This is a genomic window from Dongia sp. P2_B8, from assembly GCF_056404715.1.
This window is the reverse complement of record NZ_JBFUDM010000002.1, coordinates 449,120-472,499: the sequence shown is the minus strand read 5'-3', so window position 1 is coordinate 472,499 and position 23,380 is coordinate 449,120. Positions and strand designations below refer to the sequence as shown.

General features: G+C 60.8%; 21 protein-coding genes and 1 tRNA gene. 4 read left to right on the top strand and 18 right to left on the bottom strand.

Features of this window, described 5'->3' with window-relative positions; genetic code table 11:
* Positions 1-9 precede the first annotated feature (9 nt).
* From rpsP to ffh, 3 genes are read right to left on the bottom strand one after another with little or no spacing between them, the layout of a single operon-like run.
* The gene (rpsP, locus tag AC1DWZ_RS07070; protein ID WP_477168166.1) at positions 10-381 is read right to left on the bottom strand and encodes a 30S ribosomal protein S16; all 372 of its coding nucleotides are present in this window, start codon (positions 379-381) and stop codon (positions 10-12) included.
* Between the two features lie 42 nt (positions 382-423).
* Positions 424-828, bottom strand: a complete 405-nt coding sequence (locus AC1DWZ_RS07065) for a VOC family protein (protein ID WP_477168165.1) — start codon at positions 826-828, stop codon at positions 424-426.
* The gene (gene ffh / locus AC1DWZ_RS07060) at positions 825-2,222 is read right to left on the bottom strand and encodes a signal recognition particle protein (RefSeq protein WP_477168164.1); all 1,398 of its coding nucleotides are present in this window, start codon (positions 2,220-2,222) and stop codon (positions 825-827) included. Before ffh ends, AC1DWZ_RS07065 begins: the two co-directional genes overlap by 4 nt.
* A 300-nt stretch (positions 2,223-2,522) precedes the next feature.
* Between ffh and AC1DWZ_RS07055 the strand changes: the two genes are divergently transcribed.
* Positions 2,523-3,314 carry an alpha/beta fold hydrolase gene (locus AC1DWZ_RS07055; RefSeq protein ID WP_477168163.1) on the top strand — a complete coding sequence of 264 codons (792 nt, stop codon included), beginning with the start codon at positions 2,523-2,525 and terminating at the stop codon, positions 3,312-3,314.
* Here AC1DWZ_RS07055 and AC1DWZ_RS07050 read toward each other — a convergent pair.
* From AC1DWZ_RS07050 to xylF, 3 genes are all read right to left on the bottom strand, one after another.
* On the bottom strand, positions 3,311-4,060 hold the full coding sequence (locus AC1DWZ_RS07050; RefSeq protein WP_477168162.1) for an ATP-binding cassette domain-containing protein: 750 nt from the start codon (positions 4,058-4,060) through the stop codon (positions 3,311-3,313). The genes AC1DWZ_RS07055 and AC1DWZ_RS07050 overlap by 4 nt on opposite strands.
* A 14-nt stretch (positions 4,061-4,074) precedes the next feature.
* Complete coding sequence (locus tag AC1DWZ_RS07045; protein ID WP_477168161.1) at positions 4,075-5,340, bottom strand: sugar ABC transporter permease; 1,266 nt, start codon at positions 5,338-5,340, stop codon at positions 4,075-4,077.
* 86 nt (positions 5,341-5,426) lie between these two features.
* Entirely contained in the window at positions 5,427-6,500 is a 1,074-nt protein-coding gene (xylF, locus tag AC1DWZ_RS07040) for a D-xylose ABC transporter substrate-binding protein (protein ID WP_477168160.1), read from the bottom strand.
* Positions 6,501-6,793: 293 nt separating this feature from the next.
* On the opposite strand from xylF, the gene AC1DWZ_RS07035 reads away from it, so the two are divergent.
* A complete protein-coding gene (locus tag AC1DWZ_RS07035) occupies positions 6,794-7,981 on the top strand; it encodes an ROK family protein (protein WP_477168159.1) in 1,188 nt (395 codons plus the stop codon).
* A 19-nt stretch (positions 7,982-8,000) separates the two neighbouring features.
* Here the strand turns inward: AC1DWZ_RS07035 and AC1DWZ_RS07030 are convergent, their stop codons facing one another.
* From AC1DWZ_RS07030 to aroA, 9 genes are all read right to left on the bottom strand, one after another.
* The gene (locus tag AC1DWZ_RS07030) at positions 8,001-9,602 is read right to left on the bottom strand and encodes a hypothetical protein (protein ID WP_477168158.1); all 1,602 of its coding nucleotides are present in this window, start codon (positions 9,600-9,602) and stop codon (positions 8,001-8,003) included.
* Positions 9,599-11,029 carry a class I SAM-dependent methyltransferase gene (locus AC1DWZ_RS07025; protein WP_477168157.1) on the bottom strand — a complete coding sequence of 477 codons (1,431 nt, stop codon included), beginning with the start codon at positions 11,027-11,029 and terminating at the stop codon, positions 9,599-9,601. The genes AC1DWZ_RS07030 and AC1DWZ_RS07025 overlap by 4 nt, the downstream gene beginning before the upstream one ends.
* Positions 11,026-11,268 (bottom strand): hypothetical protein, encoded by a 243-nt coding sequence (locus AC1DWZ_RS07020; RefSeq protein ID WP_477168156.1) that lies wholly within the window; start codon positions 11,266-11,268, stop codon positions 11,026-11,028. The genes AC1DWZ_RS07025 and AC1DWZ_RS07020 overlap by 4 nt, the downstream gene beginning before the upstream one ends.
* Before the next feature lie 172 nt (positions 11,269-11,440).
* Positions 11,441-12,997 (bottom strand): hypothetical protein, encoded by a 1,557-nt coding sequence (locus AC1DWZ_RS07015; RefSeq protein ID WP_477168155.1) that lies wholly within the window; start codon positions 12,995-12,997, stop codon positions 11,441-11,443.
* Positions 12,998-13,365: 368 nt separating this feature from the next.
* Positions 13,366-13,728 carry a LapA family protein gene (locus tag AC1DWZ_RS07010; RefSeq protein ID WP_477168154.1) on the bottom strand — a complete coding sequence of 121 codons (363 nt, stop codon included), beginning with the start codon at positions 13,726-13,728 and terminating at the stop codon, positions 13,366-13,368.
* A gap of 65 nt (positions 13,729-13,793) precedes the next feature.
* Positions 13,794-14,162 carry an integration host factor subunit beta gene (gene ihfB / locus AC1DWZ_RS07005; protein WP_477168153.1) on the bottom strand — a complete coding sequence of 123 codons (369 nt, stop codon included), beginning with the start codon at positions 14,160-14,162 and terminating at the stop codon, positions 13,794-13,796.
* A 267-nt stretch (positions 14,163-14,429) separates the two neighbouring features.
* Positions 14,430-16,169, bottom strand: coding sequence for a 30S ribosomal protein S1 (gene rpsA, locus AC1DWZ_RS07000; protein ID WP_477168152.1), 1,740 nt, complete (start codon positions 16,167-16,169; stop codon positions 14,430-14,432).
* Between the two features lie 103 nt (positions 16,170-16,272).
* Positions 16,273-16,944 (bottom strand): (d)CMP kinase, encoded by a 672-nt coding sequence (gene cmk / locus AC1DWZ_RS06995; RefSeq protein WP_477168151.1) that lies wholly within the window; start codon positions 16,942-16,944, stop codon positions 16,273-16,275.
* A 10-nt stretch (positions 16,945-16,954) separates the two neighbouring features.
* Positions 16,955-18,319: a 3-phosphoshikimate 1-carboxyvinyltransferase gene (gene aroA / locus AC1DWZ_RS06990; RefSeq protein WP_477168150.1), complete on the bottom strand. Its 1,365-nt coding sequence runs from the start codon at positions 18,317-18,319 to the stop codon at positions 16,955-16,957.
* A 368-nt stretch (positions 18,320-18,687) separates the two neighbouring features.
* On the opposite strand from aroA, the gene AC1DWZ_RS06985 reads away from it, so the two are divergent.
* Together AC1DWZ_RS06985 and AC1DWZ_RS06980 are read left to right on the top strand one after the other, a co-directional pair.
* A complete protein-coding gene (locus AC1DWZ_RS06985) occupies positions 18,688-19,026 on the top strand; it encodes a TIGR02300 family protein (protein ID WP_477168149.1) in 339 nt (112 codons plus the stop codon).
* Between the two features lie 152 nt (positions 19,027-19,178).
* Positions 19,179-19,254: transfer RNA gene (locus tag AC1DWZ_RS06980), tRNA-Ala, on the top strand.
* 83 nt (positions 19,255-19,337) lie between these two features.
* On the opposite strand, the gene AC1DWZ_RS06975 is transcribed toward AC1DWZ_RS06980, so the two are convergent.
* The 3 genes from AC1DWZ_RS06975 to AC1DWZ_RS06965 all read right to left on the bottom strand — a co-directional run bounded on the left by AC1DWZ_RS06975 (position 19,338) and on the right by AC1DWZ_RS06965 (position 23,188).
* Complete coding sequence (locus tag AC1DWZ_RS06975) at positions 19,338-19,478, bottom strand: hypothetical protein (RefSeq protein ID WP_298683151.1); 141 nt, start codon at positions 19,476-19,478, stop codon at positions 19,338-19,340.
* Between the two features lie 170 nt (positions 19,479-19,648).
* The gene (locus AC1DWZ_RS06970) at positions 19,649-21,340 is read right to left on the bottom strand and encodes a methyl-accepting chemotaxis protein (protein WP_477168148.1); all 1,692 of its coding nucleotides are present in this window, start codon (positions 21,338-21,340) and stop codon (positions 19,649-19,651) included.
* 165 nt (positions 21,341-21,505) lie between these two features.
* Positions 21,506-23,188, bottom strand: coding sequence for a methyl-accepting chemotaxis protein (locus tag AC1DWZ_RS06965; protein ID WP_477168147.1), 1,683 nt, complete (start codon positions 23,186-23,188; stop codon positions 21,506-21,508).
* Positions 23,189-23,380: the final 192 nt, after the last annotated feature.

Here is a 23,380-nt window from a genome sequence, read left to right as displayed (position 1 = left end):
CTGCTTGGCTCAGGCTTCAGCGGCCGGGGCTTCAGCAGCCTTGGCAGCGGCTTCGGCATTCACCTTGGCGCGCTCCTGGGCCTTTGCCTTCGGCTTGTCCTGCTTCGTCTGGTCATGGCGCTTCGGCGCTTCCATAAGGCCCAGCTTGGCGAAGAAGTGCTGCACGCGCTCGGTCGGCAGGGCACCCTTCGAGAGCCAATGCTTGGCGCGTTCGACTTCGATCAAGACGCGGTTCGGATCTTCCTTGGTCAGCATCGGGTTGTAGGAGCCGATACGTTCCACGAAGCGGCCATCGCGGGCGAAGCGGCTTTCGGCCACGACGATACGATAGAACGGACGCTTCTTGGCGCCACCACGGGCGAGACGGATTTTCAACGACATGAGGGTAGTTCTCCTTTCAGATTCAAAACTTGGCAGCTCGTATTATTCGGGAAGATGGCAGCACGCTTCGATCTTGTTCCCGTCGGGATCAAAGGCGAAGGCACCGTAGTAATTCGGGTGGTAGTGAGCGCGGATACCGGGGGCGCCATTATCCTTGGCGCCGCCACGAATGGCCGCAAGATAGAACGCATCGACCTCAAGGCGCGACTTGGCCTGGAAGGCGAAATGATTTCCGCTGGTGCGGTTGTGGGCAGGATCGATCTTATCTGGGACGCCGATCCAGAAACGTGCCGAGCTGCCGGCCTCGCCATAACCATGGGCGACCATGCCTTGGCCCGGAATCTCAACGTCATGGACGCGCACGTAGGAGAGCGCCAGGAACACGACATCGTAGAATTCGCGCGCCTTCTTCAAGTCGCTGACGCCGACGGAAACGTGATCGATCATCGCATCCCCCCGAAGCCGCCGCCCATGCCACCACCTGGGCCACCCTTCATCAGGGCCGCCATGCCGTGGCGCATCAGGCCTTTCTGGCCCATCTTCGAGACCTGCTTCATCATGCGCGCCATCTCCTGGTGCTGCTTCAAAAGCTTGTTCACATCCTGCACCTGGACACCGGCACCCTTGGCGATGCGGGTCTTGCGCGAGGCCTTGATGATGTCGGGGACGCGGCGTTCCTTGGGCGTCATCGCCGAGATGATGGCCAGCGACCGCTTCACCACCTTGTCGTCGACCTTGCCTTCGAGCTGCTTCTGCATCTTGCCGATGCCGGGCAGCATGCCGACGATGCCACCGAGGCCGCCCATCTTCTGGAGCTGCTTCATCTGCTGGGCGAGATCGTTCAAGTCGAACTGGCCCTTCTGCATCTTGAGGGCAAGCTTTTCGGCTTCCGCCTGCTCCGTGGCCTCCATCGCCTTTTCGACGAGGGAGACGATATCGCCCATGCCGAGGATGCGGCCAGCGACGCGGTCGGCGTGGAAATCTTCGAGCTGGTCGAGCTTTTCGCCCGTACCCAGCAATTTGATCGGCTTGCCGGTGACGGCGCGCATCGAGAGTGCCGCACCACCGCGCGCATCGCCGTCGATACGCGTCAGCATGATGCCGGTGATACCGACCTTGTCCTGGAAGGACTTTGCCGTGTTGACCGCATCCTGGCCGGTCATGGCATCGGCGACCAGCAGGCTTTCATGCGGCTTCACCGCATCGCGGATCGCCACCACTTCGGCCATCAGTTCGTCATCGATCGCGAGGCGGCCCGCGGTATCGAGCATGACGATGTCATAGCCTTCGAGGCGGCCCGTGTTCATCGCGCGCTTGGCGATGGCAACCGGCGGCTCACCCGGCACGATGGGCAGCGTTTTCACGCCGGTCTGTTCGCCGAGGATGGCGAGCTGCTGCTGTGCTGCCGGACGGCGCGTGTCCAGCGACGCCATCAGCACCTTCTTGCCCTGTTTCTCGGCAAAGCGGCGCGCGATTTTGGCGGTCGAGGTGGTCTTGCCGGAGCCCTGCAGGCCCAGCATCAGAATGGGCACCGGCGACGGATGGTTGAGGTCGAGGCCAGCGCTCTCGCCCTCCGCCGGCTTCAACACATGGATCAGCTCGTCATGGACGATCTTGATGACCATCTGGCCGGGGCTGATCGATTTGACGACCTTCTCGCCGATCGCTTCGACACGGACGCGGGTAATGAAATCCTTCACCACCGGCAGAGCGACGTCGGCCTCGAGCAACGCCACGCGCACTTCGCGCAGCGCCTCATCGACGTCAGCCTCGGACAACTGACCGCGCTTGGTCAGCTTCTCGAGTACCCCGCCTAACCGTTCACTCAGCTTCTCGAACATGCGTGTTCCGTTAAATTTCCCAATCCAGTCAATGCCTTGAATGTCAGGCCGATGGCCCAAAACGCATTCACGCCCGTGTGCGAGACTCGCAGACGGGCGGGGCCCCTCGGGGCCAAAGGCTCTGCCAAATTCGGTAAAGCGGCCGGAAACTAGGCGTTTTGGGGGGGAGAGTCAATCATTGCAGTCTTCTGCGCCCGCCGTGCAGGACGGGAATATTAACCTTTTCCGGAAATCACCGGCATCGTGGCAGACTGCTGCCAAAACCTGTCACTGGTTTGCGCTAAACCTATGGCATCTCAGATGACCGGACAGCGCACGGACATGATTTTGGCACTCTTGCCGACGATCAAGCGTTCAGGCTCCGGCGCACAAGCAAGCGAGGACGATATGATCAAGGGACCGGCTGGCGATTTGTTTGTCGATGATGGCGGGCCGAAAGATGGCGCCGGCGGTCTGCCGGTGATGTTCATCCATTCCGCCGCGGGGGCCACCACCCATTGGGCCGCACAACTCCAGCATCTGCGCAAGACCCGCCGCGCCATCGCCATCGATCTGCGTGGCCATGGCAAGTCGGCGATGCCGGCTGACGGCGACTTTACAGTTCCCGGCATGGGTGGCTTCGTTGCCATCGCCTATGCGGGTGCGCATCCGGATCGGGTCGCGGGCCTGTTCCTGCTCGACCCCGCGTCGGACGGCCGCAGCATTCCGACGGAACAAGCCGATGGGCTGATGGCGGCCTTGCGCTCCGACGCCTATCTGGCGACCATCGAACAATATTGGGGCAGCATCATGGGGCCGTCCGGCCCGGCCGTGCGCGAGCAGCTCTTTGCTGGCCTGCGCGCGACACAAAAGACCACCAACGTCGAGGCATTGCAGGGTTTGCTCAGCTTCGACCCAGTGACGCCGCTGCGGCACTATGAGGGACCGAAGCTCACCGTCATCACGGCCTTCAACGAAACACCAGCGTCGTTGCAAAACCTTGTGTCCAACCTGCCCTTCAAGAAGATCGAGGGCACCGGCCATTGGCCGCAGCTTGATCAGCCCGACGCCATCAACGTGCTGCTGGATGAGTTCCTGGCGGCGGCGGATTAAGCTGCGACACTTCCCGGCTGCTTACCCAGGATGATCATGCCGAGCACATCATCCTTGGTGACATCCTTTGTCCGAACGGTGCCGACCAGTTTGCCGTTCTTCATTACCGACAGGCGGTCCGAGAGATCGAACACGTCGTGGAGATCGTGGCTGATGAGGAAGATGCCGATGCCTTCGCGCTTCAGCTGCTGGATGAGCTCGGCCACCATCTTGGTTTCCTGGACGCCCAAGGCTGCGGTCGGTTCGTCCATGATGAGGATGCGGGCGTCGAAATGGACGGCGCGCGCGATGGCGACCGATTGGCGCTGCCCGCCCGATAGGGCCGAGACCGGCGCGTGGTACTTCTTGAAATTGGGATTGAGTCTGCCGATGACCTTACGCGCCGCTGCCTCCATCGCTGGTTCGTCGAGGAGGCCAGCGCTGGTGATCTCGCGTCCCAGGAACAGATTGGCGCAGGCGTCGAGATTGTCGGCCAAGGCGAGGTTCTGATAGATCGTCTCTATGCGATGGTCGCGGGCATCGCGCGAGGAACGGATATCTGCCACCTTGCCGTCGATCAGGATCTCGCCCTTGTCGGCCTGATAGGCGCCGGACAGAATCTTGATGAGCGTCGATTTGCCGGCGCCGTTGTGGCCCAGGAGGCCGACAACTTCGCCCGGCTGCAGATCGATGCTGACATCGTCGACGGCACGCACACCGCCGAAGCTGATCGAGATGTTGCGCATTTCAACGAGGGGTGCGGTCATGATCTTGTCTCCCCTCAACCCGGCCGGCGTTGCTGATAAAGGCGATCGATGAAGACCGCGATCACGAGCACGAGACCGGTGACGATGTTCTGCAACGATGCGTCGTAGCCGAGCAATGACATGCCGCTCTGCAAGCTTTGAATGACGATGGCACCGAGGATGGCACCCGAGATGGTGCCGGCACCGCCGGCCAGCGTGCAGCCGCCGATGACGGCTGCCGCGATGACGCGCAGCTCATCCAGCTGGCCGATGGAATTGCCGGCCGATTGCAGGCGCGCTGACGCCACGATGGCTGAGACGCCGACCAGGGCACCCATGAGCACGAACACCCAGACCGTCATGCGCTTGGTGTTGATGCCGGCGCGTTCCGCCGCTTCCAGATTGCCGCCCATGGCGAAGACATAGCGGCCAAAGCGCGTCTTGTTGAGCAGCAGGGACACGGTGACTGCCAGCGCCATCAGGATAAGGACCGGAATGGGAATGCCCATGAAGATGTGGAGTCCGTCCGCCGGCACGTCCCAGCCCTTGGCTTCGGCGAGCTTCTGGGCCGCGACCGCCGGCATTTCATAGGCGTTCATGACGGCGGCAAAACCGATGGGCAGCGCACATTGCGCGGCAACGACGGCGAATTCCGCCCAGGCCGGCCGCACCGGGAAGCCGAAGGAGATATGACGGCGGCGGCGGCGTTGTGCCGCCACGGCAATGAAGATCGCGGCGATGATGGCGCAGACCCAGCTTGCCGTTTCGCCGATCGTGCCGTAGACGCCACCACCCAACAGGGTGAAATTCTCGTCGAGCGGCGCCACGGTCTGACCTTGCGTCACCCACCAGGCACAACCGCGCCAGATGAGGAGGCCGCCCAGTGTGACGACGAAAGAAGGAATACCGAGATAGCCGATGAGCAATCCGTTGAGGCCACCCAAGGCCGCACCAATGGCGATGCCGCTCACGACGGCAATGATCATGATGAGCGGATGGCCGCCGCCCAGGAGCTGCGGCAGCCAGAAGGTCTGGATGACGCCGACGATCATGGCGGTCACACCCAGCATCGAGCCCACCGAAAGATCGATCTGGCGGATGATGATGATGAGCACCATGCCGATCGCCATGATGGCGACCGAGGCCGTCTGCAGCGACAGGTTATAGAGATTGCGCGGCGTGATGAAACGGCCGTCGGAGAGGAAATGGAAGCCGATCCAGATTCCCACCAGGCACAGGATCATGCCGAGCAGGCGCTCGTCGATCTCCAGCCGCGCAAACATGCTCCTGACTGCGTTCATGGCATAAATTCTTCAGATTCTTGTGGTGCAGAAAAGAAATCCGGGGCTGCCCATGCTGGCAACCCCGGATCGGATGGGCGTCAGGCTTATTTGCAGGCCGCGACTTTAGCAGCATCGGCACCCTGGCAGGCTTCGTCCTTGGTGATCCAGCCGGCCGTGATCACGACATCGAGATTGTCGCGGGTGACAGCAACCGGCTTCAGGAAGGTGGCGTTCATCTCGACGCCCTTGGGGCTCTTCCATTTCACGGTACCCGGCACGTCGGCGAGCTTGGCACCCTTGGCGAGATCGACGGCGATGGTGGCCGCGGCCTTGCCGAGTTCGCGCGAGTCCTTCCAGACGGAGACCGTCTGGGTGCCCAAGGCAATACGGTTCAAAGCTGCCTTGTCGCCATCCTGGCCGGAGACCGGGATGCCGGCGAGGCCTTGCGCGGTGAGGGCCGCGATCGCGCCACCGGCGGTGCCGTCATTGGAAGCCACGACGGCGTCGACCTTATTGTCGGCGGCCGTCAGGATCTGTTCCATGTTGCGCTGGGCGACGGCGGGGTCCCAATTGTCGGTGTACTGTTCGCCAACCACTTTGATATCGCCCTTGTCGATGGCAGCCTTCAGCACTTCGAGCTGGCCTTCATGCAGGAAGTCCGCATTGGGGTCGGCCTGGTTTCCTTTGATGAAGACGTAATTGCCCTTGGGCTGGACGGCAAAGACGCCGGCAGCCTGCAGACGGCCCACTTCCTTATTGTCGAAGGTGAGGTAATAGGCAGCCGGATCTTCGATCAAACGGTCATAGCCAATGACCGGGATGCCGGCATTGGTGGCCGCCGTGATGGCCGGGCCGATCGACGCAGAATCCTGCGCCAGCACGATGAGCGCATTGGCACCGCCACTGATCAGGCTTTCGATGTCGGACAATTGCTTCGACGGATTGCTCTGCGCATCGGCGCTGATGTATTTGGCGCCGGCAGCATCGAGCACAGCCTTGATCGCTGCTTCATCGGTCTTCCAGCGTTCTTCCTGGAAGTTCGACCAGCTGACGCCGACAACCAAGCCTTCGGCTTTCGCGGCCTGCAGGCTGATGAGCGATGTACCGGTCAGGAATCCTGCGCCGAGGACAGCCAGGGCAACACGCCGTCCGAAGGGACGGGCCAGAAAATTCTTCATCACAGATCTCCTCCCAGAGATAAATTTATCGCGGATGGCGCCGTGCCAGCCGTCGGTCGCCGGGTTTGCCCCGATCTCTTATTTTTGGACCATTATTTTCATAAGGCGAAATTAATATCGCCCGCTGTTCGCGTTTGCGTCAAGCAGTTTGTCCATTTCGCATCTGCAATAAGATTTATCGGACTAATTAACCTCTTGCGTCGTCGAATTAAGCTCGATTTCATTCGATCTATGAAATAAAAGGACCGTCATCAGACGGATTTCCCCGCCGTTCCGGGCCGCGAAAGCATGTGATGGACAAGATCGAGCTCGACCATAGCCAGCCGGCAAATCGCCACCGCATTCTGCAAGCAGTGCGGCTGCATGGGCCTTTGGCGCGCGTCGATCTTGGCGGGATCGTGGGCTTGAGTCCCGCCAGCATCTCCGCCATCACCGGCGAATTGATGCGCGACGGCCTCATTCGCGAGGCGCCCGGCAACGATGCCGGACGCGGGCGCGGGCGCCCCAAGGTGATGATCGAACTGACCCCGACCGCCGCCTGCATGATTGCGGTCAAGCTTTCCATCAACCGCATCGAGGTGACGCTGGGTGATTTTGCCGGCGGCATCGGCAAGGTCACTGCCCGCGCGCTCAACACGCTGGAGCTGTCGGCAGAAGAACTGGTGACAGCGTTCGAGGACATGATCGAGGCCTGCATCGCGGCGATCCCGGCGGAGTTCGGGCCGCTGACCGGTATCGGTCTTGCCGTCCAAGGCCTGGTGCACAAGAACGAAACGCTGGTCTGGTCACCGGCCCTCGCCGTGCGCAACGTCAACATCGCCGGGCCGATCGCGCGGCGCTTCAACCTGCCGGTCATCGCCATGAACGATGCCGATTGCATTGCGCTTGCCATCCGTCACCGCGCCGAACTGCAGGCTGTCGAGAACCTCGCCGTGGTGATGCTGGGCACCGGCATCGGCATGGGCCTCATTCTGGGCGGCAAGCTGCATTCCGCAAGTTCCGGTGCCGGCGCGGAATTCGGCCACACCAAATACCAGATCGACGGTCCGCTCTGTCATTGCGGCCGGCGCGGTTGCATTGAGAGTTTTGTTGGCGATTACGCGCTTTATCGTGATGCCCGCTCCATGCTCGACCTGCCCAACACAGATGCGCTGCATCCTTCCGAAGAGCAGATGCAGGCCTTGGTGGAATTGGCAGAGAGCGGCCACAGCGTCGCCACCAGCCTGTTCCAGCAAGCCGGCCGTGCCCTGGGCTATGGACTTTCCAACCTCATTGCTCTCATCGGACCCGATCTCATCCTCATCACCGGCAGCGGTGTCCGCGGCTATGCACAGATGGAAGCCGAGATGCGGCGCAGCCTGGATGAGGCGCTGGTCGATACGTTGCTGGCGCAGACCGAAATCCGCGCCTTTCCCTGGACCGCCGATCTCACCATTCGCGGCATCGTGCTGCAGGTCCTGGGCGGCGTGCGGGCTGGGTAAGCCCGGCTAGGGTGGGCCCTTATCTTGGCAATCGATTCGTCACGTCGATGAAATCATAGATCGCCTCATCGCTGTGATAGATGAAATAGCGATCAGGCAGCGGCGGTAGCTTCATATCGAAGTATCTGCGAAAAATCATGCGAAAGACATTGACCGGTGAACGCGGGAACGGATCGCTGGTGGCATCGGCCGTCGGTGTGCCGGCCGGCAAATGGATGGCCATCAGGATACCGGTTTTGAAATCGAGCTGCTTCTCCGTCATGGTTGACCAATCCACCATCTCGCTGCTGGCGAAGCTGCCACCTTTCAGCAGCCTGATGTCCTGCGGCCACGGTCCTTCATCTGCCATCAGCACGATAATGGCTGGCCGCGGGCCGGCGAGAATGGCATCGATCAGGCGCGTAAACTGTGCGTTGGCATATTTGACGCTGTCGACATAGTCCTGGCCTTTCGGCCGGACCGCGGCCTGCGGACGCGAGAGGCATTTTCCGTCCGCCGTCATGACGAAGGGTGGATGGGTGACCAGGAGGTGTGCCAGTACATATTTGCGTTCATCGCGACCCGCGAGATCGACCAAGCCGTCATATTGCCGCTGCAGCCGCTGGCAATGCGCATACCAACCGTCAATCGCCCCGATCCCGGTCGCATAGGCCAACTGCCCCGGCACCGTGACGGTCAAGACACGCTGGGCGAACTCCGGCATATCGAAGACGTTATGATGTTCGTCCGCGTAGGGGTCGCGCCTAGTCGGCTCCCAATGCGGGCCGAAACGATGGATGCGATAGCCGGCGCCGTGCAGGAAGCGGCTGACGCGGTTGTCCGTCAAGGCACGGTAAAGTGGATGCCAGTCGTGGCCATCGATTTCCGTATGGCGGCTGAATTCGTCCAGATAGTCGAGATTGAGCAGCGACGTCATCGACACGGCCGTGCGTTGGTAGTTTGCATGGGCATTGTCGATGACGGTAAAGCCCTTGGCCCGCAGGGTGTCGAGGAAGGCAGTGTTGTCGAAGCCGTAATACGATTTGATGTTGGCTGCGTTGGCATAGCGGTCGGGAATGAAATACCAGATGTCAGGCTGCCCAGGCGCGTCGATCGGCATCTGCGACGCTCGCGGCAGGTCTGGAAATATGTCCGTCGCGGCAACACCTGCGCCATGGTTGCCAGCATACCAAGTCGCCAGCGTCCAAAGATCCGGCAATGGTGCCACCAGCACGATGATGTTGAGCACGAGGGTGAGATTGGCCAGACGCCCGCGACTGCGCCAAAGGCGCATGAGGGCAATCAGCAGGGCGACGGTGGCAGCGCCGAATATCGCCACGCTGAGCCCGTTGCTGGGAATGAGCGGGAACAACAGGCTCGGCTCATAAAGCAGATAGAGGGCAATGGCGCTCGTTGCAGCTGCGGCACTGCGCCAGCTGCGAAACAACCGACGCAGGATCACCAGCAGCAGCAGCGCCCCAAGCACCAGCGCAAGCATGACGGTAATGACGCCAGCGAGCTCAGCTTCAAAGCGGTTGCTGGCAAAGGGGGCCAGCGTGAAGCAGATTGGCAGCAGGACCACATGATAGGGTATGCGGGAAAAGAAGCCGTCAACACGGTCGGCAGCGGGTGCCGCGCTCACGGCATATGTCCCGGCTGGCCATTTCCTTGCTGGGCTGTGGTTTCATACCAGACCAACAGGCGACCGCCTTCGGACAATCTTTCGGCACGGCGAATGCGGGCCCGGCGTTCGACCGCTGCGCGAAAGGCGACCTCGTCATAATCCGGAAAGATATCTTCACGCAGCGCAAGCAGTCGCTGTACCATAGGGTCGCCCTTCGGCACGAATTCAATGATGCCGTGTGGGGCCATGGCGATCAGCCACGCGACCACATCGTCCATCGGAATGTTGCGGCCGATGACCAGATGATGAATGAGAGCCAAGGCCAGCAGGCCATCGGCCTTGGCGCGGCTGGCAAAGCCCTTGCGCTCACGCTGTCCCCAGCCCTGGTCGGGACTGGGATTGGCAGCATCGAGCCAGAGCGGCAGGAAATTCAGCTTCTCGCGGGTGGCGCGGGCGAAGGCTTGATCGAGCGCACCGAGATCGAAGTCAAACCCGATCACGCCCTGTGCGCCGCTGGCCAGCGCCAAGGCAGCATAATCACCGGTGTTGCATCCGAGATCGATGAGTGTCGCCGGCTTCACCGCCGCGACCATCTCGCCAACCAAGCGCCGCTTCTGCTCTGCTTCCTGCGCCGAGTAGCTGGTATTGCCGGCGTAATCCGCCCACACGGTCCGGGCCACTGGCCTGTCGAGCCCGGCAATATAGCTCCGCAAGGAAAGCAACATGTTCTTGAACGCAGCTGCTGGCAGCTGCGCACGCTTGAGGCTGGTGGTTGCCCGTTGGTCGGTCGCCACCGCTTTCGCCTGGAAGCGCGCCTGCAACACGACATGCGCGAAGACCGTAAAGGAAAATAGGTGGCGCCAGCGCAGCAGTTTGGCGAGATCGACAGGATCGATGCCTTCCGGCTGGCCGCGAAACCAGGCCTGCGGATTGATTCCGAGCTTCGTTTCCAACAGCAGCGGATTGAGGAACTGCATGCAGAATTGGCGATGCCCGGCCCAGATTTCGCCCGGCCGATAGGGGCGCAACGACAGGAGATCGATAAAGACCGGCCGGGGTCCTTGAAACTGCACATTGTAGGCGCTGGCATCGCTCAACGTGAAGCCGCCCGCCAAGGCAGCGAGATGGAGATCGAGATGCAGCAGGGCTGCTGCGCGGTGGGCAGCGAAGCACCATTCATAGGGATAGGAAATGAACGGCACCCGCGGATGCTCAAGCAGATATTCGGGGCTGGCATCCGACAGTCTCACGCTGGCCGGATCACACTCGACGGCCGGCAGCAGCAAGCCTTGCGTCGACAGCGCAGCGAGCAGTCCCGAATCGCGCAAGGCGCGATAACTGTCGGCCGCGACCGGATTCACAGAGCGCAGGATCCGCCCATCAAGTTCATAGACATGGCCGCTAGGATCGCGAAACGATCCCGGGTCGCGTGCGGCAGGTGTCACTGGCCATCCTTATCGGGATCGCGCATATCCGTCTTGGTGGCGGATCGATTTTTGAAAAAGCTGACCAGCTTGTACCAATAGAGCTTGATCACGATCAGCGCACCGGCCACCGCACCGATGATCGCCTGCAGAATCATGCTGCCGGTGCCGGGGTCCAGATAGGCCTGCGCCGTCGCCACCCCGAAGGCGAAAAAGCCGATCATCATCCAGACGGCAAAACCCAGGCAACGCACAATCATGTCCGACCTGTTTCAAATTTCCCCAAAGCGGCACAACAATAGGCGCGTCGAGTATGATACGCAATATGCACCGCGCCTACGTGTCGATCGATGGCATGTACGATAAAAGCCACCCATCCTCCGACGCCCTTTTTCCTGCTCTCCTCGAGCCAGCGGCACATGGCATGACAACTCAATGCAGACGATCCGTGATATCGAGAAAACGGTAGGGATGGCTCCGGTCCAGAAACAGGAAACTGCTGTCAGGCAAGGGCGGTAAATCAAGACCAAAATAGTGCGAGAAGACTTGGCGTTCGGCGTTGACAGGCGTTGTTGTCGCCGTGAGTTGCACATCGTTCGGCGTAACACCTCTAACTGCCAAGAGGATCAGCATTTTTTCGCGCAGTTGCTTGGTGTTGGCTCTCGCCCAATCCGCATTTGTCGTATCCAACCCGATCGGCCGCTCGTCACCGGCAAGTTCTTCCGGCCAGGGACCTTCATCAGATTGCAGGATGATCACCGACGGCCGGCCATTTGCGGCAATATGGTCCAGCAAGGCCAGCATGCGCGTATTGGCATAGCGGACCTGAGCCACATAATTCTGCTGCCGCGTCATGGATTGCACCTCGGCCAGGCTCTTGCATCGGCCATCTGCGTCAACCACAAAGGGGGGATGCGGCAGCAGAAGATGGGCAAAGACCTGCTTCTTGCCCGGTCGCGGGGGCTGTTGAGCCAGACGATCCAACTCATCGAGCTGAAAATGAAGACGCCGGCACTGATCGGCACGTCCATCACCGGGAATGATGCCGGTCAGAGCCGCGATATGGCTGAGGATTGACCGTTCCAGCGTGAAACGCAGGAAGTCCGGCATATCCAGATAATTGACATGCGTGTCTGCGAGATCGCTGTGCCGGGTCGGCTCCCACCAGGGTCCAAAATGATAGAGGTGATATCCGAGCGCCCGCAGAAAACGCTCCGCACGATTGTTCCTGATGGTGCGATAGAGCGGCACGAGATCGTCCTGCATGATGGCTGAGCGCTCGGAAAAGGTAGTCAGGAAATCCAGATTGAGCGTCGATGCAAGCGATGGCGCCGTGCGCTGATAATTGGCGGCGGCCCGCTCGGCAACGGAAAATCCGCGCGTGCGTAGGGCTGCCAGGAACGGGCCGTTATCGTAGCCATAGATGTCTTTCAGTGTTTCGGCACCGGCATATCGATCCAGAACAAAATGCCAGATGTCGGGATCGTCTGCCTTTGCTACACCGGCCGGAAGATCGGGAAACAGCTCGCTTGGTGCAGGCCTTGCACCAGCCAGCCGATAGGTGCCCTCGGCAATCAGGAATGTCGGGAAGGCCAAGAGGCCAATCAACACGCTGTTGATGACGATGTTGGCCAGGCGATAGTCGCTCGATGACCGACGCGACTGTATGATCAGCCACACCACCAGCCCCATGACGATCAACTGGACCAGCCATCCAAAGACTCCAAGTGCCCCTGGCAGCGCCAGCGCCGACGGTACGATAAAGAGGACATAGATCGCTGCCGTGGCACAGATTGCAGCCCGCTGCCACGTACCGACCAGAAACAACAGAAGCACGGTCAGGATTGACGCGAAAGCCAACAAGATTACTGCCACGACACCGATTTCGTACGGTTCCAGCTGGGTCATGTTCCCAGCCGCATGAGGCACGAAGAGATCGAGCGCCAAGAGAAATGGGCTCAGGGGATAACGGGCGAGAAAATTTCTCATGACCCGATCCCCTTGGCTCGTGCTCCGTTTGCAATGGCCGAGGTACTTGAACCAACGACAAAGCAATGCATGAGAAACTGACCGGTCATGTCGATAGAGTTGCAGCGGGACCGCGGCCGCGCGACGTGCCGTGAAACACCATTCACTTGATCGCTTGAGAGGCGCTGCCCGACGCGTTCTGGAGATCGGCCCGTGTCAGGACCTGATGCGTTGCAAAGTGGAATCACGAACACATCCCCGGCACGAGAAATCCATTCCCCGCCAAACGTTAGGCGACGACGCCTAATAGCTCGTTAATTTGCCGGCCGGCATTCTTCGCGTCGACGAGAGTTGGCATCGCTCGATAGGACATCGCATTCTGCGAGACGTCACGCCGCCGGCGGCAGGGCGGTCGGTGGTCTATGGAGGATCTGCTGGCCAGAAGGCACGCCTGATGCCTGAGTAGCTGAAGCTTGGCTCCGCTTGAGGATCGCGAGCTCATCCTCTTTGTCGGCAAGTGCCCGCTTGGCGCCGCGCAGTTTGCGCCGGGTCGTGGCGCCAGAAACATAGGTGGCGAGTGCGCCGAACAGAAAGCCGAAGACGATGGCGCCCAGCGTGAACAGGAACAAGGGCGCACCGATATCCCAGGGCAGCGGCCACAGGCTCAAGGTGACTTCCTGTCGGTTCATCAGGGCAAACAGAATCACCAGCAATGCCACGGGCAGGGTGATGATCCAGACGAGTCGGTTCATGGGCTTCGCTTTTGTCTATCTGGCAACGGCGCCGTCCAACAAGCTGGCCCACGCGAAAACGGCGCTCAATTGCCGGTTCCGGGCTCCTTGCCGGGCTGGCCCATCGCCGATTGGCCAGGATTGGCTGAGTCGGCGGCTTTCGGCGCTGGCTCCGCACGGCTGTTCAGGCGGTCGCGCAGTTCCTTGCCGGTCTTGAAGAACGGTACCACTTTTTCCTCGACCGCGACGGTTTCGCCGGTCCGGGGATTGCGTCCCTTGCGGGCGTCGCGTTCCTTCACGGAAAAGGCGCCAAAGCCGCGCAGCTCGACCCGGTCCGACCGGGCCAACGCATTGGTTATCTCTTCAAAAATGGCCGTGACGATGCGCTCCACATCCCGGTGATAAAGATGCGGATTAAGCTCGCCAATGCGCAGAATCAATTCCGATTTGGTCATGTTTTCGGTCCCCATCCGCCCGCGGCCCCTAACGGTCATTTACCTTGCCCGCCAAGACCATGGGCGCATCCCCTGCCCATATTGCGCGCAAGCGTGCCGGGAAAAATCGGCCTCGTCAAGGATAAGCCGCTCATTTCTCTATGTTTTTTGGCGGATAGGGGCAGTTAGAACGGCGACGGGCCGGAAAGGTTGCCCTTCCCGGCCCGTCTTAACCCGTTTTGACACTGTTACAGCATCAAGGACGCAACAAAATTACTCGACTCAGAGTTATTCGTCGTCGCCCTTCTTGGTCTTCTTGGCCTTGTTGAGGGCCGCACCCAGGATGTCGCCAAGGCTGGCGCCCGAATCGGACGAACCGAATTCGGCCATCGCCTGCTTGTCCTCCTCCATCTCGCGCGCCTTGATCGAAAGCGTGAGCTTGCGAGTCTTGGCGTCGTTCTGGGTGATCTTGGCATCGACCTTCTCGCCGACGGCGAAACGATCCGGACGCTGCTCGCCACGTTCGCGGGCAATGTCGACCTTCTTGATGAAGCCCGGGATGCCGTCGCCGACCGTCACTTCGAGACCACCATCGGTGACCGCGGTGACAGTGCAGGTGACAACGTCGCCCTTCTTCATGGTGCCGGCAGACTCAGCGAAGGTGTCCTTCTTGAGCTGCTTGATGCCGAGGCTGATGCGCTCTTTCTCGATATCGACATCGAGCAGCTTCACCTTGACCATCTGGCCCTTCTTGTAATCCTGGACGGCTTCTTCGCCCGGACGATCCCAATCGAGATCCGAGAGATGGACCATGCCGTCGATATCGCCGGGGAGACCGACGAACAGACCGAATTCGGTGATGTTCTTGATCTCGCCTTCGAGTTCGGAACCGGCCGGGTGCTTGTCAATGAAGGACGACCACGGATTGTCCATGCACTGCTTCAGGCCAAGGCTGATACGACGCTTGGTCGGATCGACGTCCAGGACCATCACTTCGACTTCCTGGCTGGTCGAAACGATCTTGCCCGGATGCACGTTCTTCTTGGTCCAGCTCATTTCGGAGACGTGGACCAGGCCTTCGATGCCCGGCTCGAGTTCGACGAACGCGCCGTAGTCGGTGATGTTGGTGACGCGGCCCTTCAGCTTCGCACCGACCGGATACTTGGCGGCAACGCCTTCCCACGGATCGGCTTCCAACTGCTTCATGCCGAGGCTGATGCGCTGGGTTTCCGGGTTGAAGCGCACGACCTGAACATTAACGTTCTGGCCGATGTGCAGGGCTTCAGACGGATGGTTGATGCGGCGCCACGCGATATCGGTAACGTGCAGCAGACCATCGACACCGCCGAGGTCAACGAACGCACCGTAATCGGTGATGTTCTTCACGACGCCCTGCAGAACCTGGCCTTCCTTGAGGTTGGCCACGAGTTCGCTGCGGGCTTCCGCACGGCTCTCTTCGAGGACAGCGCGACGCGAGACAACGATGTTGCCGCGGGCGCGATCCATCTTGAGAATCTGGAACGGCTGCGGCGTGCCCATGAGCGGGCCCACATCGCGCACCGGGCGGATGTCGACCTGGCTGCCGGGCAGGAAGGCGACGGCGCCGGAGAGGTCGACCGTAAAGCCACCCTTCACGCGACCGAAGATCACGCCGGTGACGCGCTGATTGTCCTTGAACTGCTTTTCGAGGGCGGTCCACGCTTCTTCGCGCTTCGCCTTCTCGCGGCTCAGCATCGCTTCGCCGTTCTTGTCTTCCATGCGCTCGAGGAACACCTCGACCACATCGCCGATCTTGATCTCGGCCTTGCCAGCCGGGCCGCCGAATTCACGCAAGGCCACGCGGCCTTCGGATTTCAGGCCGACATCGACCAGGGCAAATTCGCCATCGATGGCGACAACGGTGCCGCTCAGCACCGAACCTTCGAGGCCTTGGGCAAAGCCCAACGATTCCTCGAGCATCGCAGCGAAGCTCTCTTTCGCAGCGGCAACTTCATGGGTGGCGACACGCGCCGTAGCTGATCTAGCCATTAGAGGTAGTTCCTTTCACAAACATTTTTTCCGGCCAGCCGGTTGTCTCCGGCGGTCTTCTGTCACGCGTTGAAAAACGGAAACTCGCAATCAGCGCTGAAGCCTATGACCGCTTCAGACGCTCATCGACGATCGCTCTGGCTTTCGCAAAGACCTGATCGATATCGAGATCCGAGGTGTCGAGGTGCACGGCATCTTCGGCCGCTTTCATCGGGGCATCGGCGCGCGCTGTGTCGCGGGCGTCGCGGGCCCTGATATCCTCTAAAACCCGGGCGTATATAGCCTTCTCGCCGCGCGCTTGCAACTCTTTGAGGCGCCTGTCCGCTCTGGCCTCGGGGCTCGCTGTGACAAAAATCTTCACCGCGGCGTCCGGGCAGATGACGGTGCCGATGTCGCGACCATCCAGAACAGATCCGGAACACGGCGTGCCGTCCTCAAGCGGTTGTGGGTGAGCAGCGAATCGACGCTGCCAGTCGAAGAGGGCCGCCCGGACACCGGGGATGGCCGCGACCTTGGAGGAGGCGTCGCCGGCCGCCGCCGACCGCAAATCCGGGTCCTGGAGGAGTTCCGGGGGCAGGGTTTTGGCCGCTGCCGTGGCGGCTTCCGGGTTGGTCGGGTCCTGGCCCTGGCGCAGGACGCTAAGCCCCACCGCCCGGTAGAGCGAGCCGGTATCGAGATAGGCGAGGCCATAATAAGCGGCGAGCCGCTTGGCGAGCGTACCCTTGCCGGCTGCTGCCGGCCCGTCGAGTGCGATGACGAAAGGCTTGTCGGTCATGGATATGCGCTTAAGCCTTCACTGCGGTAATCGACCCGCCCAGCCCATTGATGAGCTCGGCAAAGCCGGGGAATGAGGTGTCGATCGGACTGCCATCGTCGATGCTGACCGGCTTCTCCGCAGCCATGCCCAGCACCAGGAACGACATCGCCGGCCGATGGTCGAGGTTGACCGCGATATGGGCACCGCCCTTGGGCCGCTTGCCGGTGCCCTTGACGGCGAGCCAATCGGGACCTTCTTCGACAGTGACGCCGCAAGCCGCGAGGCCGCGTGCCATGGCGCCCAGGCGGTCGCTTTCCTTCACCCGTAATTCGGCGAGCCCCAGCATTTTCGTCTCACCCTCGGCAAAGGCGGCAGCCACGGCGAGGATCGGATATTCGTCGATCATCGAGGGTGCGCGCGCCGCCGGCACCGTCACACCTGCGAGATGCGAATGGCGCACATGCAGGTCACCGACCTTTTCGCCAGCTTCGATGCGCGCATTCTGGATCTCGATCGAGGCGCCCATGTCGATGAGCGTGTCGATGAGGCCGATGCGATGCGGATTGAGGCCGACATTCTCGATGACGATGTCGGATCCTGGCAGGATCAAGGCCGCCACGATCGGAAAGGCTGCCGAACTGGGATCGCCCGGTACCACGATCTTGCGGCCGGTAAGCTCGCCCTGGCCGGTGATCGAAGAAGCCCGCCCTTCAGGCGTTTCTTCGACTTTCACATCGATGCCGAAACCGCGCAGCATCAGTTCGGTATGATCGCGTGTTGCTTCCGGCTCAATCACCGTGGTGATGCCCGGCGTGTTGAGGCCTGCCAGCAGAATGGCCGACTTCACCTGCGCCGACGCCACCGGCAGCTTGTAGGTGATCGGCAATGAGGATGACGTCCCGATAACTGCCAAAGGCGGGCGGCCCTTGGATCGCGTGGCAAAACGCGCACCCATCAGGTGCAGCGGTTCCGTGACGCGCGCCATCGGACGCGACCGCAGGCTCGCATCGCCGGTGAAGAACGTGGTCATGGGATAGGGCGCAACCAGGCCCATCAGCAAACGCGTGCCGGTCCCGGCATTGCCGAGATCGAGCACGTCGGCAGCTTCCGCAAGGCCGCCATTGCCACGGCCGCGTGCGCGCCAGACACCATCGGCGCCCTTTTCCGTCTCGCCGCCCAGCTGCCGCATGGCGGCTGCGGTGCGCAGCACATCCTCACCTTCCAGCAAGCCGTGTATCTCGGTCTCGCCCAAAGCCAGCGCGCCCAGCATGAGGGCACGGTGCGACACCGATTTATCGCCAGGCACGCGTAGACGGCCGCGCAGGCCACCGCCGGCAGGGCCATTAGCCGTGCCGGACGTCAGCGGTTTCGGGTTGGTTACATGTTTGCTCATGCCGAATTTGGCCTTTGACGAAAGAGGTCGCGCCAGATGCAAAACGGGCGGTCCGGCCCATGGTCAACCTTGGGGGTCGAGCCTGGCTGCGTTGACGCCGCGTTTCTCTAGCACAGGCCGGGCACGGCGCGGAAACCCCGAATTTGATGGAAAGGCCGATTTTGTGCCTAGGGCATCCTCTCCATGGGTCACTGCAGGCGTCGGTTTCCGTTGGACTTATGCCCAGAAAGAGAGACGGTGCCGCGTGGTAGCCCGGACGGCATCGCATCCTGAATCGAAGGGGGATCGATGGGTAATTTGTGGGCGTTGACAGGCCGCAATCGCTATGGCAATTGGCACCCCGAGATTGAATTCAGCGGAGAGATCACGTGACCAAGCCGGAATGGGGCACCAAGCGCATCTGTGGCAGCTGTGGTGCGCATTTTTACGACATGCGCAAGGCAACGATCGTCTGCCCGAAGTGCAAGACGGTCTATGATCCCGACGCCGTCATGAAGAGCCGCCGCCGCGTCGCCGAGAAGATGACGCCGGTGAAGGCCGCCGTGGTCGACGATCCCGTGGCCGATGTCGAGACGGATGTCGATGTCGAGGAAGAGGATTTGGGCGACGAGGAGGATGTGGTCCTTGAGGACGCCTCCGAACTCGGCGAAGACGATGAAGACATCTCGGAAGCCATCGAGAAAGGCGAGGACGAGGGCGAACGCTGAGCCTTTCGGCCGGCATCCCGCTTCGACCCTTGATATCATTGTCCTTTTTTGTGCTTGAATTCCGGACGGTGTCCACTTAGGTTCCAGCCCGTTCGATCGCCCCCCAGAAAGCGCCCCGGCAACGGCGGCACTTCGGCGATCACCCGATCTTCGGGCCCATAGCTCAGCTGGGAGAGCGCCACAATGGCATTGTGGAGGTCAGCGGTTCGATCCCGCTTGGGTCCACCAAATAGAAACCCCCGCCACGAGCGATCGTGCGGGGGTTTTTGTTTCGAGCGAGCGGGCGACCGTTAAGGCCGCAGCGCGTCAGCCTATTTCTTCTTGCCTGAATAGCCTGAGGAAGCCGGGTTGGATGTGGCCGACGCAAAGCCGGTGCCTGCGGGGGCTGACTTCACCTTGTCCTGTTTCGGCTTCTTCTTTTCGCGGTTGCTCTTCATTTGACCTTTAGCCACGGCATGTCTCCCAAATTGATTGGTGCAGAAGCGCGGGCGCGGGAAAACGAAAATCCGGCGGGCGGAATGTTAGCAAAGGCTGGCCAAGTCTGATTGGCGGATGCCGACGCGGGCGCATAGGCATGATAGCGGAAAGCCCGCCCTCTGTAACCTACGCATATCCGGGCCAATTATGCGACGCGGATGCGATCCACGAAGCGGCTGATCTCGCTGCGCATGACATCGGCCTGGCGAGAGAGGTCGGACGCCGCCCCCAGCAGACCTTCGGCCAGGCGACCCGATTCGGTCAGCGCTTCCGAAACGCCGGCGATGTTCTGCGACACGTCGCGGGTACCGTCGGCTGCCTGCTGGATGCTGCGGGATATCTCGCGCGTCGCTGCCCCCTGCTGTTCGACCGCAGCAGCGATGGCCGCTGCGATCTGGTCGATCTCCGTGATGGTGTTGGTAATGCCGCGGATGGCCGTCACCGCTTCGCCGGTCGCATTTTGGATGCTGCTGATCTGGCCGGTGATTTCCTCGGTCGCTTGGGCGGTCTGGTTGGCCAGATTCTTCACCTCCGACGCCACCACGGCGAAGCCCTTGCCTGCATCGCCGGCGCGTGCTGCCTCGATCGTGGCATTGAGCGCCAGCAAATTGGTCTGGTTGGCAATGTCGCGAATGAGGTTGGCGACATCGCCGATCCGCTGGCTGGCCTGCGCCAGGCCGTTGATCGTCTGATCGGTCTGCCGGGCTTCGGCAACCGCCTTCGAGGCGATGTTGGTCGATTGCGCGACCTGCTGGCTGATCTCGGAAATGGAGGCGCTGAGTTCTTCCGTGGCGGCAGCCACCGACTGGACATTGCCGAAGGCCTGTTCAGACGCATTGGAAACAAGAGCGGCGCGGCTGGTGGTCTGGTCGGTGTTGCCGGCCATGGATTGCGCCGAGGATTGCAATTCGACTGAGGCGGCGGACACCTGGCCCACCACCTGCTGCACCGAGCTTTCGAAATTGTCGGCGAGATCGAGCATCGCCTGGCGCTTTTCGCTGCGCGCTCGTTCGTCCTGCGCTGTCCGTTCCACGGCCAACTGATCCATGGCGAGCGCATTGTCCTTGAACACGGCAAGAGCCCGCGCCAGAGCTCCCATCTCGGCCTTGTTGTCGGTGCCGTCGACGATGATGCCCTTGTCGCCGTCGGCAAGGCGCATCATGTTGCCGGTAGTGCGCGCCAGGGGCCCTGAAATGCTGCGCGCGATGACCACGCTGATGAGGGCGGTCAGCAGCATGATGCCGACGATGACCGCACCTTGCGTGAGCATCTGGTTCCAGAAGATGGTGTTGACGTCGTCAAGATAGATGCCGGACCCGATGATCCAGCCCCAGGGCGCAAAGCCCTTCACATAGGAGATTTTGGGGACCGGCTGCTCGGCACCCGGTTGCGGCCACAGATAATCGACGAAGCCTGCCCCTTGCGCTTTTACGATGTTCAGCATGTCGGTGAAGATCGGCTTGCCGTTGGGATCCTTGAGGTCGGCCAGCGTCGGCTGGCCAAGCAGCTTCTTGGCGAAGGGATGCATCAGCATCCGCGGCGTCATATCGTTGATCCAGAAATATTCCTTCTCGTCATAACGCAGCTGTTCGAGAGCCACCATCGCCTGCGCCTTGGCCTGCTCCTCGGTGAGCGTTCCGGCCTTGACCTGCTCGGCAAAGTAATTGACCACCCCGTAGGCCACGTCGACGACATGCTGGGTTTTGACCTTGCGATCTTCGAGCAACGTCGCGCGCAGTTCATAGCCGGCAATGATGCCGATGGTGACCATGCCGAGCATGGCGACGAGCACGACCAAGGCAAGGCGCGTGGCGATGCGGAAATTCTGGAAACGCATATGCAATACCCCGCAATGTCGAAATGAGTGCAGGGCCGATGCTGCTGACCTGCCCACGGCACTCCGCATTTTTCTGCAAAGCACCATAGGCCGCATCTTCTAAGGCTTGATTAACATTGCGATATCGCGATTAGGCTTACTGTCCTTTGGGAGCCAGTGTCGGAGTTAAGAATTCCGGACCGTGTGAAGGAAAGTCGTAACTTCGCCACGCAGCTTTTCTCCATGTCGGGCAAGTTCGCTAGCCGATACCAGCAATTGACCGGCGGCGGCGCTGGTCGATTGCGACGCTTCGGTCACGCCGGTGATGTTGGACGAGACCTCGGTCGCACCCAGCGCAGCCTGCTGTACGTTGCGTGAAATCTCCTGCGTGGCAGCGCCTTGTTCCTCGACCGACGAGGCGATGGCCGTGGATATTTCGCTGACTCGCCCGATCGTTTGAGTGATGCCGGCAATAGCTGTCGCCGAACTGTCTGTCGCTTCCTGAATGGCCCGAATCTGCGAACCGATCTCCTCCGTCGCCCGTGCCGTCTGGGTGGCCAGCGTCTTGACCTCGGATGCCACAACGGCGAAGCCTTTGCCGGCCTCGCCGGCCCGCGCCGCTTCGATCGTCGCATTAAGTGCAAGCAGATTTGTCTGGCCAGCGATATCATTGATCAGGACCACGACATCGCCGATTTTCTGCGCCGCCGCAGCCAAGCTCTTTACTTTGTCGTTGGTGTCAGTCGCCTGGGTAACAGCACCGTCGACGATTCGATTCGATTCCGACACTTGATTGGAAATCTCGCTGATCGATGCCGACAATTCCTCTGTCGCCGAAGCAACAGTCTGGATATTCTGCGTCATCTCCTCCGACGCGGCCGAAACCGCGGTTGATTGCTGCGACGTTTCTTCGGCGGTTGCCGACAGCGATTTCGCAGTTTGCTGCAGTTCCTGGGCAGCCTCGCTTACGGCAGTCACGACCCCGCCAACCGTCCCCTCGAACCTGTCCGCAAGATCGAGCATCGCCTTACGTCGTTCCGCTTCCGATTGCTGCTTGGCCAGTTCTTGCTCGGCGCGCAAGCGCTCCGTTTCGATCATGTTGTCCTTGAAAACCTGCACAGCCTTCGCCATCCCGCCAAGCTCGTCACCGCGCTGCGCACCAGGGATATCGACCGTCTTGTCGCCGCCGGCCAATCGCAACATGGTTGCCGAGAGCGCTTTGATTGGGCCAGCGATCCCGAGCGTGAGAAGGATAGCCATCAGGGCAGCAAACGCGCCAACCACAACCATCGCGATGATGAGCAAGGTTCGGGCATCGGCATATATCTCGTCACCCAGCGCGCTGGCGGCATCCGCGCCAGCAGCGTTGATCTCGATCAGTTGCGACAATTGCCCGGTAGCATCGCGATAGGTATCGGCGGATTTCGTCTTGTAAAGTTCCGCAGCCTCAACATTGCTGTTGACCCGCGACAACGTCAGGAGCTGATCGCTGACGGCAAGATAGTCATGCCATTTGCTCTGAAATTTGGGATAGATCTGACGCTCTTCGTCGCTGGAGATGAGCGGTTCATAGATCTTCATTTCTGAATCGATGCGAGATTTAAGCGCGACAAGGGTCTCGTCGATCTTGGCGATCGCCGGTTCCTCAGTCGTCAGGATGTGCTGCGATTCATTGATACGATATTCGCTGATACTGGCATCGATTTTCGCGACGGCCTCAACGCTGGGCAGCCAATTGATGGCGATGATCGTCGATTGTTCGTTGACGATGTTGAGCTTGGAGATGCTGAAGAGGCCGAGGCCGATGATCGTGATAACGAGAAGTGCGAGCGCAATTACAATCTTGCCGCCGATCTTGATGTTGCGCATGGCCAGCTCTCCCGACTCTGTTATGCGATTCGCCCGTTGTTTCTATTGCCTGTTGCTTCGATTGATTGGGTGTCTTACGCACCGATAATGTCTGCGATAGGCCCGGCAGTTCATGCCGGCCCAAGCAGATGAACGTAATAGTAATCGTAAGAGATTAAGACCGCGCTAAAATATATGGCACCCCATGCCCGA

Bases quoted from the DNA above. Each gene is read 5' to 3' on its own strand.
- rpsP (WP_477168166.1), bottom strand. From the start codon at position 381: ATGTCGTTGAAAATCCGTCTCGCCCGTGGTGGCGCCAAGAAGCGTCCG.
- AC1DWZ_RS07065 (WP_477168165.1), bottom strand. From the start codon at position 828: ATGATCGATCACGTTTCCGTCGGCGTCAGCGACTTGAAGAAGGCGCGC.
- ffh (WP_477168164.1), bottom strand. From the start codon at position 2,222: ATGTTCGAGAAGCTGAGTGAACGGTTAGGCGGGGTACTCGAGAAGCTG.
- AC1DWZ_RS07055 (WP_477168163.1), top strand. From the start codon at position 2,523: ATGACCGGACAGCGCACGGACATGATTTTGGCACTCTTGCCGACGATC.
- AC1DWZ_RS07050 (WP_477168162.1), bottom strand. From the start codon at position 4,060: ATGACCGCACCCCTCGTTGAAATGCGCAACATCTCGATCAGCTTCGGC.
- AC1DWZ_RS07045 (WP_477168161.1), bottom strand. From the start codon at position 5,340: ATGAACGCAGTCAGGAGCATGTTTGCGCGGCTGGAGATCGACGAGCGC.
- xylF (WP_477168160.1), bottom strand. From the start codon at position 6,500: ATGAAGAATTTTCTGGCCCGTCCCTTCGGACGGCGTGTTGCCCTGGCT.
- AC1DWZ_RS07035 (WP_477168159.1), top strand. From the start codon at position 6,794: ATGGACAAGATCGAGCTCGACCATAGCCAGCCGGCAAATCGCCACCGC.
- AC1DWZ_RS07020 (WP_477168156.1), bottom strand. From the start codon at position 11,268: ATGATTGTGCGTTGCCTGGGTTTTGCCGTCTGGATGATGATCGGCTTT.
- AC1DWZ_RS07015 (WP_477168155.1), bottom strand. From the start codon at position 12,997: ATGAGAAATTTTCTCGCCCGTTATCCCCTGAGCCCATTTCTCTTGGCG.
- AC1DWZ_RS07010 (WP_477168154.1), bottom strand. From the start codon at position 13,728: ATGAACCGACTCGTCTGGATCATCACCCTGCCCGTGGCATTGCTGGTG.
- ihfB (WP_477168153.1), bottom strand. From the start codon at position 14,162: ATGACCAAATCGGAATTGATTCTGCGCATTGGCGAGCTTAATCCGCAT.
- rpsA (WP_477168152.1), bottom strand. From the start codon at position 16,169: ATGGCTAGATCAGCTACGGCGCGTGTCGCCACCCATGAAGTTGCCGCT.
- cmk (WP_477168151.1), bottom strand. From the start codon at position 16,944: ATGACCGACAAGCCTTTCGTCATCGCACTCGACGGGCCGGCAGCAGCC.
- aroA (WP_477168150.1), bottom strand. From the start codon at position 18,319: ATGAGCAAACATGTAACCAACCCGAAACCGCTGACGTCCGGCACGGCT.
- AC1DWZ_RS06970 (WP_477168148.1), bottom strand. From the start codon at position 21,340: ATGCGTTTCCAGAATTTCCGCATCGCCACGCGCCTTGCCTTGGTCGTG.
- AC1DWZ_RS06965 (WP_477168147.1), bottom strand. From the start codon at position 23,188: ATGCGCAACATCAAGATCGGCGGCAAGATTGTAATTGCGCTCGCACTT.